Source organism: Paenibacillus sp. ALE3 (genome assembly GCF_054113405.1).
The window spans coordinates 2,930,048-2,948,038 of record NZ_CM134214.1 but is presented as its reverse complement, the minus strand read 5'-3'; the positions used below and the strand labels follow the sequence as shown (position 1 = coordinate 2,948,038).

The following is a 17,991-nucleotide window of genomic DNA, read 5'->3' as shown; positions in this document are numbered from 1 at the left end:
GCATGAATCCACTGCTGTCCCTGCTACCCACGAGCAAAAAAAAAGGATTGAATGCAAGGCTGACTCAGCAATTTGCTTACATAAGCTCTCAGACAGGCGATCAGCCTTTATCATCTCATCACAGTCGCTTTATGTGTCGTTATGGCTATGGAAGGTCTGCCGAATCTGCCAGCATGGGGGAAAGTGGACAGGATTTTGCCGCAGTACGTATTCATAAATCTGTCTGTTGTTTTGTCTTGTGTGATGGTGTCGGGCTCAGTTACCGAGGAGATTTTGCAGCCCGCTATCTAGGGTCTTCTTTACTGGATTGGATGGAACAGAGGCAGGATCTGTCTGCTAATCAATTGAAGGAGTATCTTGAGCGTCTGGCAGGTGCAGCTACTGAGGAACTGGATCGGCAGCCTCTGGATCACGAATCAGGCTTAATGCGTTCAGTACTGGAAGATAAACGTCGTCAGGGAAGCCAGTCCATGTATATTTGCGGTAAAATCGAACTGCCGAAACGAGGTACCCGTGGTCGTCTCCGACTTGCCTGGCAAGGAGATTCACGTTTGCGATTGTGGAACGGTGCGGAAGAAATCAGCGAACTGTTTGATCATACCTTCTCTACTGCGGAGCGCTGGTCTACAAGCCGTGGGCCGATTGGAGGGAAGCCGCATTGGTACGAAAGAAGCATACTCGCAGATATGCCAATGAGATTACAAGTATATACGGACGGTTTGTCCGATTTAGATCCTATTCGCGAGCCTGTCCCTGATGAGCAGATACAGGTATTGCTGGATGCGTCTCATACCGGGGGACTTGATGATGATGCTGCATTTATTGAGCTGCAGTGGTAAATGAATAAGCCAAAGGACGTATACATCCATTATTTATGGTTGTAGAACGTCCTTTTTTTGATCAATCCATAGAAAACTACAAATAGGCAAGATATTGACGGAATGTAGCGAGAGAGAAGAAGAAAAGAAGTACTAATGCATGAAATATTCGATCTTTTCCTGAATATCGCAACGGAACAGCAAAAAATGCGCAAAAATGGTGATTATAAAGTATACCCTTTTGGGTAATCTTGTGATTATACAGATTATTGAAAGGGAGCGATACATATGAGCTACACATATGCAGGAGGCGCACGGTTTGAAGGTAAAACTGCTCTAATTACGGGGGCTGGCTCTGGCATTGGTAAGGCAACGGCCATTCAAATGGCTAGAGAAGGAGCAAATGTCGCTCTTTTTGACGTAAGTAATGATCGTATTTTGGAGACGGAAAAAGAAATTAATGCCATACGTGAAGGGGCAGCCCGGGCTTTTGACGTGGACATTGCCGATCCGGTGCGTGTGGAAAAAGCAGTTCTGGAAGCGGTTGAATTGTTTGGCGGACTGCATATCATTTTTGCCAATGCGGGGATTAACGGGGTCGTCGGACCGATCGAGGAGCTGAGCATTGAGGATTGGCGGCAAACATTGTCAACCAATCTGGATGGAACCTTCCTGACGGTGAAGTACACAATACCACATTTGAAAAAGAACGGTGGCGGCAGCATTATCATTACAAGCTCGATTAATGGAAATCAGCGTTTTACCAGCTTTGGGATGTCAGCCTACAGCACATCAAAGGCAGGTCAAACCGGTTTTGCTAAAATGGCAGCCCTGGAGCTGGCCAAGTTCCGTATTCGTGTCAATGTCATCTATCCAGGGGCTATTTCGACGAATATTGATGAAACCACGGAGAAATCAGAAGGGTTAAAGCAGATCACCATCCCTGTGCAATTTCCTGAAGGAGATCAGCCGTTGGCAGATGGACCGGGGCAACCCGAGCAGGTTGCTGATTTGGTGACATTCTTGGCATCTGATCATTCGCGTCACATCACTGGCGCACAAATTGTGATTGACGGGGCAGAGTCGTTATTGTTTTAGAAAATGGAGCAATATCTGGGATAGAGAGAGGTTTTGTGGTATCTTAAGTGTATTCTTACTTACGGTGCGAATGTGAAGCTCACATAAAAACCCCAGACCCTTCGCACCTCGAAATTTGTCGAAATGGATTTATATTCATTTTATCGTTAGAAGTCAATAGTCGATTCAAGCTTTTTAAGCATCGTTTTTTTCGAAAATATATGGAATTGATACCGTTAGGGTATTAATTCCTACATTTTCGCTGTCGCACTCAATATGAGTGCGTGGATTGAAATGCTTTCTTCCTGTACGCATTTACAAGCCCGATTAAGTCGCACTCAATATGAGTGCGTGGATTGAAATCCTTAAAACATAGCTTTGGGCGCTCATTATTAACGTCGCACTCAATATGAGTGCGTGGATTGAAATGCTACTGTAGCGGAATTAGACGGTTGTCAAAGTGGTCGCACTCAATATGAGTGCGTGGATTGAAATATGACTGCATGGGGTGTAATCAGGATCATTGGCAGGTCGCACTCAATATGAGTGCGTGGATTGAAATGCTTCACACCGTCCCATTTAACAGACTGAATAAAGTCGCACTCTATATGAGTGCGTGGATTGAAATTGCGTGGAAGACGTCGTCAGGCGCAGCTTTTGCGGTCGCACTCAATATGAGTGCGTGGATTGAAATACCAACCCTCAGGAGAAAGCCGCTTGCGCGGCTCCGTCGCACTCTATATGAGTGCGTGGATTGAAATTGTGCTGTATTTTCAGCGGCTCTTTTCGCCTGTAGTCGCACTCTATATGAGTGCGTGGATTGAAATGAGTATTTACCCATCCGATATAGTCGCCAGATTTAGGGTCGCACTCTATATAAGTGCGTGGATTGAAATTTCTCGGTTTCTTTTGAGATTTGGGTATTTTTCAGTCGCACTCTATATGAGTGCCTAAATCAAGACGGAGTAGCTGCACTTGTTCGCACAAGTGGAAAGTGCTTCTTGTTATCTGTACCATTAAGCAAATTGGTGAATTTGATGAAATCGGGCATTTTACCCGGTTTGGAGGGACGTGGCGACTCAGTATAAATCTGTGTGGGATGATCTGATCTTACAGCAAAAAGATGATTTATCCTTCTATGGACGTCATTAGCGCCCGCGTTAGACAATGTAAATGCCCTATATCTTTTGCCTGTCCAATAAGATGAAATTGGCTGTCGAACTGGATGCTTGCATAGGTTTTCTACATAGACAATGTCCTGGACGAGCCTCATGGGCACTAGATATGATGGAAGAACTTCTAGGGGGATATGACGACCATTTTCTCCTTACTTTGATTAACAAGAAAGAAAACGGACTTTTGCTTCTACAACTTAGAAGATGACTTCAAAAAAGAAAGCAGAGCATTTAGGAACTAAAGAAGCCGATGATATGACAAGCCCACTGATTTTGTAAGGTGCGAATGTGAAGTTCACATAAAAATCCCGGGTCCTTCGCACCTCGGAATTTGTCGAAAAGCAATTGGATCAGTGATCGTCAGTAAAAGTCAATGGTTAATACAAGCCTTTTAAGCATCGATTTTATGCGAAAAGTATAGAATTGATAACATTAGAGTATGAATTCCTGCATTTTCGTTGTCGCACTCTATGTGAGTGCGTGGATTGAAATTCGTGCATCCGCTCCGAGCGATACAATCAGCCGACGTCGCACTCTATGTGAGTGCGTGGATTGAAATGCACCTAGAATAGCTGGCATTGCAGCCGCGTTAGGTCGCACTCTATGTGAGTGCGTGGATTGAAATTATAAGGGCAACAAGCCAGCCAAGCGGATAAGACAAGTCGCACTCTATGTGAGTGCGTGGATTGAAATCTAACGGCAAGCCTGGAATGCCCCTCTGAACCCCGTCGCACTCTATGTGAGTGCGTGGATTGAAATTTCTAAAGTGACTGTTATGGCTCAGAATTTTTTGCGTCGCACTCTATGTGAGTGCGTGGATTGAAATAAACTCTCCCGTAAAAGGATCAATACGCAGCACGGTCGCACTCTATGTGAGTGCGTGGATTGAAATTATAAGGGCAACAAGCCAGCCAAGCGGATAAGACAAGTCGCACTCTATGTGAGTGCGTGGATTGAAATTCAAGGGCCATCAGTCCGGCTCGTATGTCCTCTGTTGTCGCACTCTATGTGAGTGCGTGAGTAAATCATCTATAGTACCTAACTTACATAACAACTCCCAGCAGATTCTTCATGATTGTACCCAAGATATAATTGATAACTTCAGTAATATCGGTATCTTTTTCTTTAAAAATATTATTATTTCCATATGACTATAAAAATATTTGTTTACATAACGAGAATAAATCTAATATGATTAAGAAGTCGCAGAGAAGCTAGTATTTTGGAGGAGTGTGGAGCATATAACGCTACGATAATATATGAGGAATTGCCTATAAATTCACTTAACAACGTAAATTTGGATTATGGTTTTCTGGATATTGTCGATATTGTACCTTATGACACGATTACACAATTTTAAGTATTTGCTTAAAGGAGGTAAATAGATGAATATATTAGCTATTCCTGGTTTATATTTTTATATCTATCTAGGCATAGGTCTTATCGTGGGATATCGGTTTGTGTCTCAAGAATTAACCGAACGTGCACAGGAAATGCGGCAAGACAACGAAGAGGAAAACGATGAGGAACTGTCTGCAGCAAGAGAGGGGCTATATCAATCTCTACATGATCTTCATCGTTTAATAGGTCAGAAAGGTGTTATTGCTACGATATATATTTTATTTATGCTTTTTTGGCTTCCGTCATGGTTAGTAATTACTTGGAAAAGGTTATTTACAAAGAAAACTGAAGGAGACTAAAAAATGCAATATATCGCCCACATACGGGAAAGCGACCAAGAGATTCAAACAGTTGCTGAACATCTATACGAAACCCGACAATTAGCAGAAGTCTATGGTGACAAAATAGGTATACGACATATTACCGGATTAGCTGGTATGCTGCATGACTTGGGGAAGTACACGGAAAAATTCCAAAATTACATACGTTTAGCGGTACAAAATCCTGATAATCCGCCGAAGCGAGGAAGTGTAGATCATTCTAGTGCAGGTGGGAAATTACTATATACTCTCTTTCACATCCAACCTCAAGGTACATTTGATAAGCAGGATGTATTTATTAAATATGTATTGACCGAAATTGTAGCAAACGCTATTATTTCACACCATTCTTATTTACAGGATTTTTTAAATCCACAGCTGGAATCTAGATTTTTGCATCGGGTGCGTGACCTAGATATAGAGGGTTTTGAAGATGCAGTAGGGCTTTTTTATAAGCAGGTCATGGACAAATCTTCCTTTTTTGATTATGTGAATCAAGCAACGGCTGAGTTGGATCAATATATGAAACGAGAAGGTGAGGTGGATTTTGAACTTAAATTAATGTATTTATCCAAGTTTGTTTTTAGCGCTTTAATAGATGCGGATCGAACTAATACCCGCTGTTTTGAAGAAAATAAGAGTATAGGTGATAAGGTCACAGTTGCACCAATGAATCACCAAAAGTTATTTCATGAGTATTACGAAAAATTAATGATGCACATCAAATCCCTGCAAGCAGGCAGTGATGCCAATACACCTATTAATTTACTTAGAAAAGAAATGACCGAACAATGTAAGCAGTTTGCAAAAAGACCTTCTGGAATACATACGCTCTCTATCCCTACAGGCGGTGGTAAAACACTCGCCAGTTTTCGTTATGCCTTAAAACATGCTGCAACATTTGAGAAGAAACATATCATTTATGTTATTCCATTTACAACTATTATTGAACAAAATGTACGAGAGATTCGCAAAATAATATTGGACGATGCGAATATTTTGGAGCATCACTCTAATGTGGTCGTGGACGATCATGAAGAGGAAGAGAGCAGTGAGTTCGAAGATGTAGTTGTGAGTACGCGTCAAAAATTAAAGCTGGCTAAGGATAATTGGGATTCGCCAATCATTTTCACCACAATGGTGCAATTTTTAAATGTCTTTTATGCTGGCGGAAGCAGAAATATTCGTAGACTTCACAATTTAAGCGAGTCCGTCATTATTTTTGATGAAGTACAAAAAGTCCCTACTCACTGTATTTCATTATTTAATCAAGCAGTGAATTTTTTGAAAACGTATGCTTACTCAAGTATTGTTCTTTGTACGGCTACACAACCAGAATTAGATTTTGTACATAACAAACTGGCAATTGAGCCAGACGCTGAAATGATACATGATCTGGATCATGTCATAGAATCGTTTAAGCGGGTTGATATTGTAGATAAAGCAACGGATATGAAATTTAGTACGGAGAAACTCGGCGATTTTGTTGAACAAAAACTTGCTGATGAACAAAGTGTACTCGTTATTTTAAATACAAAAACGGTAGTGAGAAATCTATATCAGAGATTAAAGGAAGGAAACGGTACAGTCCCGATCTACCACTTAAGTACATCCATGTGTCCGGCCCACCGTAATTCTATATTGGAGGAAGTTAAAAATCACCTGAAACATAAAAAACCTGTCATTTGTATTAGTACACAATTAATCGAGGCTGGAGTAGATATCAGTTTTAAGTGTGTCATTCGATCATTGGCTGGTCTGGATTCCATTGCTCAAGCGGCGGGGAGATGTAATCGTCACGGAGAGTATAAAAAGAAACAAGTGTATGTCATTGACCATGAGGAAGAGGATCTTAAGAGATTAAAAGAAATCAAAATCGGTAAAGAAATAGCTAGAAAAATGTTTATTGACTTAAAAGATGATAAAACTCGCTTTGGTGGAAATATATTATCTGCTCAAGCCATGGAAATATATTTTCAAAAATATTATTCCGAGTTAAAGACTGACTTAAATTATTTTATTCCTAAACTGAGAAAAAACATGACTGAATTATTATATGCCAATCGCATAGAGAATACTTACTATCAATCTTATTGCAAAGAAAATGAGACGATTCTACCCTTACTCTTAGCGAATAGCTATAAGACTGCTGCAGACCATTTTCAAGTCATTGAGGATCATACGACTGCTGTTATTGTTCCTTATGGGGATGGAGAAAAAGAAGGAAAGGAGATCATCGCGGATCTAAACGGACAGAAAAGCATAGAAGACCTTACGGATCTGTTGCGCAGGGCACAACAATTCACTATTAATATATTTAACTATGAGAAAGACCAATTAGGTCAAAATAAGGGGTTAGTCTCTTTTTTGGATGGGAAAATATACGCACTAACCGATGGAGCTTATGATGATTGTTATGGGCTTAACCTTGAAAATGACAGTCTGCATCATGGATTTATTCTTTAAAAACACTTCGATTGGGACTCGAGACTTATATCCTCCATTGACTGCCCCTGTCAAAAGTAATATTCTGGAACTATGTTTAGAAAATATAGGAATAGAAAGGAGGTATATGCTAGTTGAGAAATGCGATCGAGTTTAAAGTTTATGGTGATTATGCACTGTTCACAGATCCACTAACCAAACTTGGTGGTGAGAAATTAACTTATAGTGTTCCAACGTATCAGGCATTAAAAGGAATTGTCGAAAGTATCTACTGGAAACCCACAATAATGATGGTAGTAGACAAAGTTCGCGTTCTACATGCCATCCGGATGGAATCCAAAGGTGTCCGTCCCATCGAGTATGGCGGCGGTAATACGCTTGCTAATTATACTTACCTGAAAGATCCCTATTACGAAGTTCAGGCTCATTTTGAATTTAATCCGCATCGTCCTGAGATGGAATATGACCGTAATGAGAACAAGCATCATAATATTCTCAAGCGCTCATTACTTGCTGGAGGGCGCAGAGATATTTTTCTGGGTACACGAGAATGTCAGGCATATGTAGAGCCTTGTGAATTTGGTATAGAAGCTGGTTTCTACGATAACTATGGTGACATTCATTTGGGTAATATGGTACATGGAATTAACTATCCAGATGAGACAGGCAGGGATCAAATGGAAGTCCGCTTGTGGAATCCAGTAATGAAGGACGGAGTCATTGATTTTATTCGACCGGAGGAGTGTACACAAATTCGTACAATAGCAAATATGCAATCCAAACAGTTCGATACAAATAACGTTCAGTCCGCGGATGAGTTGCTTGCGCAATGGGAGGGGGAAATTAAATGAGCTGGTTGTTAAATTTATATGAAACGTATGAATTTAATCTTGATCGTGTGGGTGTGATTGAAAAGAAATATAATGATCGTGAATATACATTATTGCCTATTTCCCACACGACCCAAAATGCGCAGATCGAAGTTGAAGTTACAGAACAAGGTGATTTTCATTCAGCTAGGATATTGGATAAAGCTGAGTTTAGTACATTGATTCCCTCTACAGAAAAATCCGCCAGTCGGGCTGGTTCTGTCATATCCCCCTATCCGCTCCATGATAAATTAAGTTATGTTGCCGGAGATTTTGTAGCATATGGTGGAAAAATAAAAAAAGAAGAGCCATTTGCTGTTTATATTCAGCAGTTAGAAGGCTGGGTTACCTCAGATTATGCCACTTCTAAGGTGAAAAGCATATATCGATACTTAAGCAAGCGCCGCCTGATTAAAGACTTGGTAGACAAGTCTATTTTATATCTTGATGAGGATCAGAAATTAATAAGGACATGGGACAAGAAGTACGAACCTTTACATGGAGAAAAACCACCTATATTTACAGCGGTCCCAGGTGAACAGGAGAGCGTTTTCATTCGTTTTAATGTGTACTCTCCAGATAAAGCTTTAGATAAAGTTTGGGAAGATAAAGAGATGTATGATTCATTTGTGGGTTACTATAGTCAGTTGCTGGGAGAAGAAGACATTTGCTATGTGACTGGAAAGCAGCTCCCTAGCACGGACAAGCATGCCAATAAAATCAGAAATTCTGGGGATAAGGCGAAGTTGATTTCTGCCAATGATACGAGTGGATTCACATTTAGAGGACGATTTGCCCATAGTCATGAAGCTGCAAGTATTAGTTATGAAGTATCGCAAAAGGCTCATAATGCCTTAAAATGGCTCATTAACCGTCAAGGTAAGGTCATAGAGCAACGTGTTTTTCTAGTGTGGGGAAATGATGAACCGAGCATTCTGAATTTTACTGAAAATGATAATATCTTTGCAATGGGTTTGCCATCCAAGATTAAAGAAATAAAAAGTCATACGAACGAAGAGTTTGCTTTTGAATTTGCCAAAGCATTAACGGGGTATGCCAATACACTTACTGTCAAATCTAGTTCCAAGGCAAAAGTTAATATTCTTGTACTTGACTCAGCAACAACGGGCCGAATGGCTGTAATCTATTATCGGAACTTGGATAAAAAATTGTATTTTGAAAAGCTTATTCATTGGCATTCCACCTGTGTATGGCTTCATCGCTATCAGAAGGATGAGCAGGGTGAATATTTACAATTTTGGGGTGCTCCAGCAACCAAAGACATTGCCTTTGCAGCATACGGTTCTAAAGCTAATGATAAGCTCGTTAAAGGTTTGATGGAACGAATGCTCCCCTGTATAGTAGATGGTCAAAACATCCCTCAGGATATTGTGAGGAGTGCGATTAACCGTGCCTCTAATCCAGTACCCATGGACAAGTGGGAATGGGAGAAAACACTAAGCGTGACCTGTGCTTTAGTTAATCAACGGGAGGGATACAATGTGGCATTAGATACAGAAAATATGGATCGCAGTTATTTATTTGGCAGACTATTGGCGATCGCTGATGTGATGGAACGAAGCGCATTAGAAAAGGACGAGAAGCGATCTACGAATGCAACCCGATATATGAACGCATTTTCACAACATCCAGAAAGAACCTGGAGGACCATTCAGAATGCCTTGCAGCCACATCAGGCCAGACTTGGGAAACGCTTAAACTATTATTCTAACATGATAGATGAAGTTGCCTCGAAAATTACATTTGATCAATTTGATAACAAACCATTATCCGGCAAGTATTTACTTGGATTCTATAGCCAACGCTATGAAATCTATCATAACACTCATAAAAAAGCTCTTGAGCATAATAACGACAACAAAGAGAACAACACCTTAGACATGATTGAACACCAGGAATCCTAAGTGACTTTAAAAATATGTAGGTACATTAAAGGAGAGTAATCATATGTCCGTGTTGGATCATAAAATTGATTTTGCAGTTGTATTGTCGGTTATTAGAGCAAATCCCAATGGCGATCCCCTAAATGGAAATCGTCCACGGCAAAATTACGATGGATATGGCGAAATCTCAGATGTTGCTCTAAAACGCAAAATAAGAAACCGTCTGCAAGATATGGGAGAGTCTATTTTTGTCCAATCTAACGATCGGAAATCGGATGATTTTAATAGTCTGAGAGAACGTGCAGATGCCAATCCAGAATTGGAAAAATTCTTTAAGGGTAAGGAATCCTCAAGTGATGAATTTGCTAGAATCGCCTGCCGTGAATGGATTGATGTCCGTAGCTTTGGTCAGGTATTCGCATTCAAAGCTGCGGGTAAAGGAGCCGGAGTTTCTGTAGGGGTAAGAGGTCCTGTATCCATACATACAGCAACCAGTATTGATCCTATTGATATTACAAGTATACAAATCACAAAAAGTGTGAACTCCGAACCGGGGAAAGAAAGAGGGTCCGACACGATGGGGATGAAGCATCGAGTGGATTTCGGAGTATACCTTTTCAAGGGAAGCATTAATACACAGCTAGCTGAAAAAACAGGGTTTACCAATGAAGATGCTGGTAAGATCAAGGACGCGCTGATTTCTTTATTTGAAAATGATGTCTCATCCGCTCGTCCCGACGGGAGTATGGAAGTTCATAAAGTATATTGGTGGGAGCATAGTTCAAAACTTGGACAATACTCATCCGCTAAAGTGCACCGTTCTTTGCAGGTGAGATCAAAAGAAAACGTAGACGAATCCGACAAATCTTTTGACACCCATTATGAATGCATCCTCACACCGCTCGAAGGTTTAAAGGTTCAAGAGTATGCAGGGCTATAACGAAGAAGATTATTTGCTGCTATCCGGTTTACAGCATTTTAACTTTTGCAGAAGACAGTGGGCGCTTATTCACATTGAGCAGCAATGGGAAGAAAACGTGCGGACGATTGAAGGGAATCATTTGCACAGGAAAGCCGATCAGCCCATGATTCGTGAAAAAAGAGGGGATAAGCTCATCGTACGCGCATTACCTATACATTCCAGAGAGCTTGGGATTACAGGTATCTGTGACGTAGTAGAGTTTATAAGTGATCCTCATGGCGTTCCACTTGCAGGGGAGGAAGGAACATACCTTCCTTTTCCTGTGGAATACAAGCGCGGCAAACCGAAACGAAATGACTCGGATCATGCACAATTGGTCGCACAAGTAATGTGTCTTGAAGAAATGCTCGTGTGTGAGATTTCCAAAGGCTACTTTTATTACGATGAAATCAAACACCGTGTAGAGGTCATCATCACGGCCGCTGACCGAGAGCGTGTGCACGCAAGCTTGCAGGAGATGCGGCATTATTTTGAGCGAAATCATACACCCAAAGCCAAAGCGGGACCACACTGCCTGAGCTGCTCACTACATAACATATGTGTTCCCGAAATATTGAGTAAAAAATCAGTTTCGAGCTTTATTGAAAGCAGGCTGGCTGAATGAAAAAAATACTAAACACGTTGTTTGTGACCATGCCGGATACGTACTTGTCACTGGATGGGGAGAATATCGTGGTCAAGCAAGAAGAGTCCATTCTCGCACGGTATCCCTTGCACAATTTGGAGGCAGTCTGCACTTTTGGCTACGCAGGGGTCAGTCCAGGTCTCATGGGAGCTTGTGCCACACGCAACATAGATCTAACCTTTATGACGCGAAGCGGACGTTTCCTGGCACGAGTTACCGGGGAAAGCAGGGGAAATGTGGTGCTGAGAAAAGAACAGTACCGCATTTCCGATGATGATAGAAGAAGCGCTCTTGTCGCTAGAAATATGATTATAGGCAAAATATATAACCATAAATGGATTTTGGAACGGGCAACGAGAGACTATCCACTTCGTATTGATACGGAACGCATGAAGAAGGTGACTGCGTCTTTAACCGAAACCATGAAGCAAGTCCGCGAAGTGGAGGAGTTGGACATTTTACGTGGATTGGAAGGAACGGCGGCGGTACAGTACAATTCCGTGTGGGATGATCTGATCTTACAGCAAAAGGATGATTTTTACTTCCATGGACGTCATAAGCGCCCGCCGTTAGATAATGTGAATGCCTTATTATCTTTTGCCTATACACTGTTGTCCAACGATATGAAATCGGCACTGGAAGCTGTGGGTCTGGATGCCTATGTAGGTTTTCTGCATAGAGATCGCCCAGGGCGAGCCTCATTGGCACTGGATGTGATGGAAGAACTTCGAGGAGTATATGCCGACCGTTTTGTTCTTACACTGATTAACAAAAAATTGATTCATGGCAAAGGATTTTACAAAAAAGAAAACGGGGCTGTCATGATGGACGATGATACGAGGAAAATTGTATTGAAGGCATGGCAAGAACGGAAGCAAGAAAAAATAATTCATCCTTATTTGAATGAGAAAATATCCTGGGGACTGGTTCCCTACTCGCAGGCTTTGCTCTTGGCTAGATATATTCGGGGAGATCTGGACGAGTATCCTCCATTTTTGTGGAAGTAGGTGTGAACACTTGCTCATTTTGATTACGTATGATGTAAGCACGGTAGATAGAGAAGGCAGAAAAAGACTGGCAAAAGTTGCGAAAAAGTGTGTAGATCACGGACAAAGGGTGCAAAATTCTGTGTTTGAATGTATCTTAGACTCAACCCAGTTCCGCCGCTTAAAATATGAACTCGAAGAATTGATAGACAAAACGGAAGACAGCTTGCGCTTCTACAACTTAGGAGATAACTATAAAAAGAAAGTAGAACATATAGGGGCTAAGGAAGCTTACGATATGGAAAGTCCTTTGATTTTATAAGGTGCGAATGTGAAGCTCACATAAAACCCCCGGGTCCTTCGCACCTCGGAATTTGTCGAAAAGCATTGAAAATGCTGTCTATGAGAAAAAGTCAATGGTTGATACAAGCCTTTTTGGCATCAGTTTTTGCGATAATGTGTGGGATTGATATCATTAGGGTATCAATTACTGCATTTTCGCTGTCGCACTCTGTATGGAGTGCGTGGATTGAAATATCTACTATATCTTGAAGAGTTTTTACGATATCGTCGCACTCTGTATGGAGTGCGTGGATTGAAATATGACTACATCCATTACTACATATGAGAGATTTACGTCGCACTCTGTATGGAGTGCGTGGATTGAAATTTTTAATAGCAAGTACGTTCCGTTGGAGGGTGTAGTGTCGCACTCTGTATGGAGTGCGTGGATTGAAATTCATTAATCGTCTGTCTCCGAATAGCCTGTGCCAAGGTCGCACTCTGTATGGAGTGCGTGGATTGAAATTGTTTTGGCTCCTGGATCATTCGCTAATATTTTGCGTCGCACTCTGTATGGAGTGCGTGGATTGAAATGTTCCCCGATACAGCGGAACCGGTGCATCGTTCTTGTCGCACTCTGTATGGAGTGCGTGGATTGAAATCATTGAATATCGCGTCCGTATCAAGCCGGATTCCATGTCGCACTCTGTATGGAGTGCGTGGATTGAAATCATAGCCTCTCGAACTACAGGCATATAGACCTGAACGTCGCACTCTGTATGGAGTGCGTGGATTGAAATCGTAACGAGTTTACTTTGGGTGGAGATGGTGGAGTCGCACTCTGTATGGAGTGCGTGGATTGAAATAGATCGAAAAAGTCTCCGTTATACAGATGGGAAACGTCGCACTCTGTATGGAGTGCGTGGATTGAAATATACCCTACCAATACGGCTGAAATCGAAGAGGCTAGTCGCACTCTGTATGGAGTGCGTGGATTGAAATCGGTCTGCGCCACCAACCAAGGAACATTCTCCCGGTGTCGCACTCTGTATGGAGTGCGTGGATTGAAATATCATCCAGCCAGCTTTCCAGCTTTGAATAAGGTAGTCGCACTCTGTATGGAGTGCGTGGATTGAAATCAGTTCTCGAATTCTTGCAAGCTGTTCTGAAACATCGTCGCACTCCATGTGAGTGCATGGATCATGACGGAGCAGCTGCCACTTGGTTGTACGAGTGGAGAGTCCTTCTTTATTCGAAATTATGATGCAAGTCCGAGAAGTAGGGGCTGGACATTTTGCGCGGTTTGGAGGGGATGGCGGCGGTACATTACAAAAAGAAAGTAGAGCATATAGGTCTAAGGAAGCTTACGATATGGAAAGCCCATTGATTTTGAAAGGTGCGAATGTGAAGCTCACATAAAAACCCCAGGGCCTTCGCACCTCGGAATTTGTCGAAAAGCATTAAGAAAGCTGTCTATGAGAAAAAGACAATAGTTGATATAAGTCTTTTTGGCATCAGTTTTTGCAATAATGTGTGGAATTTATATCATTAGAGCATCAATTACTGCATTTTCGCTGTCGCACTCTATATGAGTGCGTGGATTGAAATATTAGATAAATAAAAGAGCCACGTTTCACGGCGGCGTCGCACTCTATATGAGTGCGTGGATTGAAATTGAAATCAATTGATCGTAAATAGCCGAATTTGACGTCGCACTCTATATGAGTGCGTGGATTGAAATCTCAATGTAAAATACAGGATCGTCCCACCCCATGTCGCGCTCTATATGAGTGCGTGGATTGAAATAGGACCAAGTACGCCAGCTTGAAGCGGGTATTTCGTCGCACTCTATATGAGTGCGTGGATTGAAATCTGCCTTTCACGGCGTTAACAATAGCCGCCATAAGTCGCACTCTATATGAGTGCGTGGATTGAAATGCCTACATATCCGCGCCATTAATCATATTTACGGTCGCACTCTATATGAGTGCGTGGATTGAAATTTTGGATACCTTCCGGCGTCGATGCAGGCCGTTGTAAGTCGCACTCTATATGAGTGCGTGGATTGAAATCGGCGTGAGGGATTTGTTTCACCGGAGGTGAACAGTCGCACTCTATATGAGTGCGTGGATTGAAATATCATAGTTCCAGGCATCGTATGTATACCAAAGGGTGTCGCACTCTATATGAGTGCGTGGATTGAAATATACAGGTTCTGTTGTTCACTCACCTTTACCGCCGTCGCACTCTATATGAGTGCGTGGATTGAAATATCGTCCTCCTTAGTCTCTGCGACAGGCTTGTTGAGTCGCACTCTATATGAGTGCGTGAATTAAAATATCTTCCATTGTTGGTGCTCCTATCGGATAAGCTGGTTACGCTCCATGTGAGTGCATGGATGATATGAAAAAGAAGTCTCGTTTCGTGCCCCGCCCAGCAGTAAATAGTGCAAATTTCTTTTTAACGGATTCCTTATTCGACAATTTCCCCCTTACTTTTATGCAATAATTAACTAACATTACTATGTTGAAGCATAAAATTAACTGGGGAGTTGCTTATGAGAATTTTCATGAGTAAGTTTCTAGAACGCTATGTAACGATTTTATTGAGCTACGCAATAGGTATAGGGTTATTTTACGCCGTCCAATATGTCTCAATATGTGTAAGTTATGCTGAATTTTCGTTATAAATATTAGTTGCATAATATATTGACAGATGGTTAATTTTGGAGAAGAATAGAGGGTGATTTTTTAAAAAATGGAATTTTAATGTGAAGGGTGGTTATGATTTGAAGCATACACCTACGATTTCAGCGGAGTTTGAGGATTATCTAAAACAAAATGATATGACGTTGAGTCAATTTGCCGAATATTCAGGGGTTCATCAAAGAACGCTTAGTAATTGGATTACTCAGCATCGTCCTGTTTCTGTCCAGCAGCTAGACCGAATTACTGTGGCTATGGATTTGCCAGAAGGCTATTTTTACGATCTATACATAGAAAATTATATCATTGAACTTTCTCCGAATTTTAGGCGAATCGAGCCATTATTGTATCGTTGTGCGGAGTTGGACAAGCTGGATACAATCCGTCGAATGGTTGGTCATATTATGGACAATCCGCTGTATGCGTCCAGACTATTTGATGTTGCAGAAGCATTATTTGAACAGGGAAGACATGCTGCTGCGCTGCTGCTTTATGAGAATGTCGCAGAAGTGGAGAAATATCAGCATTCTGAACGCTTGGCCATATGTCAATATCGCATATTTACGATTCAAGTTGGAGACGATCAAGGTCTTAATCTCAAGGCAGCGACATTATTTGAACCTTTCGTGGAACGACTGGATGAAATAGATCAGCTTGATGCCTTAAAGGATTTGGCGAATGTGTATCGTTCTTTGCGTTTATGGGACAGGCTTGATGTGATTGCTCGCAAAATGAAAGATAAAGCTGAAATCCAATACACATTGGAGCATCAGCAGAAGAAGCGAAACCATGCGCAACTTGAAAAGAAGCTGAGTCGCCCCCTGTTTGTGTATATTACCTATGCCGATTTATTGTGTGCCAGTGTATATGAAGCCAAAGGAGATTATGAGCAGGCATTAGAATATACATATGCCTACGCTAATTTAGATTGGGTCAAAGAGACGGACGAGGATACTCTGCATTGGATTAAACAGTTTCAAGATTGGGCAGAAGGTAATATTTACACCTATAAACTATTATCTGGAGATATAAGTGTACTAAACAATTATGTTGAATATATTGCTGCATCGCCAGATGCTTCTGAAAAAGAAATGGTTACAAAGCTGTTGAATGTTATGATGGCAGCAAACCGATATCAAGTTGATGTAGATGACATACTTAAACAGTTTGAAAAGGAGATTGATTCGATTACCCAACCACAACCATCTGTGGATATGTACACTCATCAAGTGGTTCCAGACCAATCAACACGTTTTAAATATGAGCTGGCTAAATACTACTTAAATAAAGGTAATTACTCATATGGATTTAAATACTTACTAGACGTGTTATCTAAATCATTAGTCATTAACAAAGAAGCTTTTTTCATTAGCTGCATAAAATTATTTGAGCAGTTCAAAAAATTTGCAGACTTCAGAGTGTGTACGAAGTATGAGAATTTAGTTAGAGAAGGGCGGAAAGAAAGATTATTTTATTATTAGTAGTAATCAATCATTTCTCAGTGTTGACTCCAAGCTGAAAAAATAAATGTATATGGAAAATGTAGAGAAGACTATTGCTGTGCAAGTAAAGCGGTCACTTTTGCCACAGATTTTAACCCACGCCTGACTTTATTCAGGAAATACGGAGGGGGTAGCAATGGAAGTAACATCCGACTGCATAGTGAAATAATAGTTGGGTTGGGTTTTAAGCTCAGTTTGTAGGAGTCTGTTGTATTTTATATATAAACATATGCCGAAAAAAAGTGCCTCTGGAATATTCCAGAAGCACTTTTTTTGTTAAGCGTATTTTAAAAAAAACCAAAAATTTACGTTTTGCATTAGAATATGACACAGAAGGGGGAATCATGCTGATGAATCCAGGTGTGACTTTACTTCGTGTCGAACGGGCCAGAAAAAGACTGTACCAAGTGCAGAAAAAGTATGGGTTTTTAACGCATCCTAGAGTAATTGAACAATCTATGAAACTGGATGAACTATTGAATCAATACCAAACCTGCAAAATGAAATCTTAGCTAATGTGTGTGCATGATGCATTTTAAAGGAAGACGAACTCCAATCTCCAAACTTCAATAAAGATCCTAAATTCTATACTATGAAGAGGTGGTAGCGCTGTTGAACAAACGAAATCCTGTAACCCCTTTGGGCTGGAAAATCAAAGAAAAGCTAGTCGAGAAGCAAATGGATCAGAGAACTTTTTGTGAGACCTATCATATTCCTGCTAGCCGCTTATCCAATCTCATTCATGGAACACGCAAGGCCAAAAAATATAGAAAACAAGTATGTCAGTTGCTTGGAAACGAAGAATAACCATCACTCTCCTACAGAAATATAGGACAACCTCATAATATGTAAGCTACAGTGGCAAAGGACTCCAGGTTTATTTAATATAGATTGTACATA

Annotated in this window: 15 protein-coding genes and 3 CRISPR repeat arrays; all 15 genes read left to right on the top strand. The window is 41.1% G+C overall.

Annotated elements, in window-relative coordinates; all coding sequences use genetic code 11:
* The first annotated feature begins 2 nt into the window (after positions 1–2).
* The 15 genes from ACXHJ2_RS12685 to ACXHJ2_RS12615 all read left to right on the top strand — a co-directional run bounded on the left by ACXHJ2_RS12685 (position 3) and on the right by ACXHJ2_RS12615 (position 17,898).
* Positions 3–839, top strand: a complete 837-nt coding sequence (locus tag ACXHJ2_RS12685) for a hypothetical protein (protein ID WP_137078367.1) — start codon at positions 3–5, stop codon at positions 837–839.
* A 267-nt stretch (positions 840–1,106) separates the two neighbouring features.
* Positions 1,107–1,916 (top strand): SDR family oxidoreductase, encoded by an 810-nt coding sequence (locus tag ACXHJ2_RS12680; RefSeq protein ID WP_165079983.1) that lies wholly within the window; start codon positions 1,107–1,109, stop codon positions 1,914–1,916.
* Between the two features lie 243 nt (positions 1,917–2,159).
* Positions 2,160–2,791: direct repeats of the CRISPR family, unit length 32 nt.
* A gap of 277 nt (positions 2,792–3,068) precedes the next feature.
* Positions 3,069–3,278, top strand: a complete 210-nt coding sequence (locus tag ACXHJ2_RS12675; RefSeq protein WP_342212794.1) for a CRISPR-associated endonuclease Cas1 — start codon at positions 3,069–3,071, stop codon at positions 3,276–3,278.
* 251 nt (positions 3,279–3,529) lie between these two features.
* Positions 3,530–4,030: a CRISPR direct-repeat array (repeat unit 32 nt; unit sequence GTCGCACTCTATGTGAGTGCGTGGATTGAAAT).
* Between the two features lie 425 nt (positions 4,031–4,455).
* The gene (locus tag ACXHJ2_RS12670; RefSeq protein ID WP_165079982.1) at positions 4,456–4,770 is read left to right on the top strand and encodes a hypothetical protein; all 315 of its coding nucleotides are present in this window, start codon (positions 4,456–4,458) and stop codon (positions 4,768–4,770) included.
* Positions 4,771–4,773: 3 nt separating this feature from the next.
* The gene (gene cas3, locus ACXHJ2_RS12665) at positions 4,774–7,257 is read left to right on the top strand and encodes a CRISPR-associated helicase Cas3' (RefSeq protein ID WP_165079981.1); all 2,484 of its coding nucleotides are present in this window, start codon (positions 4,774–4,776) and stop codon (positions 7,255–7,257) included.
* A 113-nt stretch (positions 7,258–7,370) separates the two neighbouring features.
* Complete coding sequence (gene cas5c / locus ACXHJ2_RS12660) at positions 7,371–8,087, top strand: type I-C CRISPR-associated protein Cas5c (RefSeq protein ID WP_165079980.1); 717 nt, start codon at positions 7,371–7,373, stop codon at positions 8,085–8,087.
* Positions 8,084–10,030: a type I-C CRISPR-associated protein Cas8c/Csd1 gene (cas8c, locus tag ACXHJ2_RS12655; protein ID WP_165079979.1), complete on the top strand. Its 1,947-nt coding sequence runs from the start codon at positions 8,084–8,086 to the stop codon at positions 10,028–10,030. The genes cas5c and cas8c overlap by 4 nt, the downstream gene beginning before the upstream one ends.
* A gap of 43 nt (positions 10,031–10,073) precedes the next feature.
* Positions 10,074–10,949, top strand: a complete 876-nt coding sequence (gene cas7c, locus ACXHJ2_RS12650; RefSeq protein WP_165079978.1) for a type I-C CRISPR-associated protein Cas7/Csd2 — start codon at positions 10,074–10,076, stop codon at positions 10,947–10,949.
* The gene (gene cas4 / locus ACXHJ2_RS12645) at positions 10,936–11,595 is read left to right on the top strand and encodes a CRISPR-associated protein Cas4 (RefSeq protein ID WP_165079977.1); all 660 of its coding nucleotides are present in this window, start codon (positions 10,936–10,938) and stop codon (positions 11,593–11,595) included. Before cas7c ends, cas4 begins: the two co-directional genes overlap by 14 nt.
* Positions 11,592–12,623: a type I-C CRISPR-associated endonuclease Cas1c gene (gene cas1c, locus ACXHJ2_RS12640; RefSeq protein ID WP_165079976.1), complete on the top strand. Its 1,032-nt coding sequence runs from the start codon at positions 11,592–11,594 to the stop codon at positions 12,621–12,623. The genes cas4 and cas1c overlap by 4 nt, the downstream gene beginning before the upstream one ends.
* Positions 12,624–12,633: 10 nt before the next feature.
* Positions 12,634–12,924 (top strand): CRISPR-associated endonuclease Cas2, encoded by a 291-nt coding sequence (gene cas2, locus ACXHJ2_RS12635; RefSeq protein WP_063208753.1) that lies wholly within the window; start codon positions 12,634–12,636, stop codon positions 12,922–12,924.
* A gap of 181 nt (positions 12,925–13,105) precedes the next feature.
* Positions 13,106–14,023: direct repeats of the CRISPR family, unit length 33 nt; unit sequence GTCGCACTCTGTATGGAGTGCGTGGATTGAAAT.
* A 121-nt stretch (positions 14,024–14,144) separates the two neighbouring features.
* Complete coding sequence (locus tag ACXHJ2_RS12630) at positions 14,145–14,303, top strand: hypothetical protein (RefSeq protein WP_457874107.1); 159 nt, start codon at positions 14,145–14,147, stop codon at positions 14,301–14,303.
* 1,369 nt (positions 14,304–15,672) lie between these two features.
* Positions 15,673–17,070 (top strand): helix-turn-helix domain-containing protein, encoded by a 1,398-nt coding sequence (locus ACXHJ2_RS12625; protein ID WP_165079974.1) that lies wholly within the window; start codon positions 15,673–15,675, stop codon positions 17,068–17,070.
* 365 nt (positions 17,071–17,435) lie between these two features.
* Positions 17,436–17,603: an aspartyl-phosphate phosphatase Spo0E family protein gene (locus ACXHJ2_RS12620; RefSeq protein ID WP_013370820.1), complete on the top strand. Its 168-nt coding sequence runs from the start codon at positions 17,436–17,438 to the stop codon at positions 17,601–17,603.
* 100 nt (positions 17,604–17,703) lie between these two features.
* Positions 17,704–17,898 carry an XRE family transcriptional regulator gene (locus ACXHJ2_RS12615; RefSeq protein WP_165079973.1) on the top strand — a complete coding sequence of 65 codons (195 nt, stop codon included), beginning with the start codon at positions 17,704–17,706 and terminating at the stop codon, positions 17,896–17,898.
* Positions 17,899–17,991 lie beyond the last annotated feature (93 nt).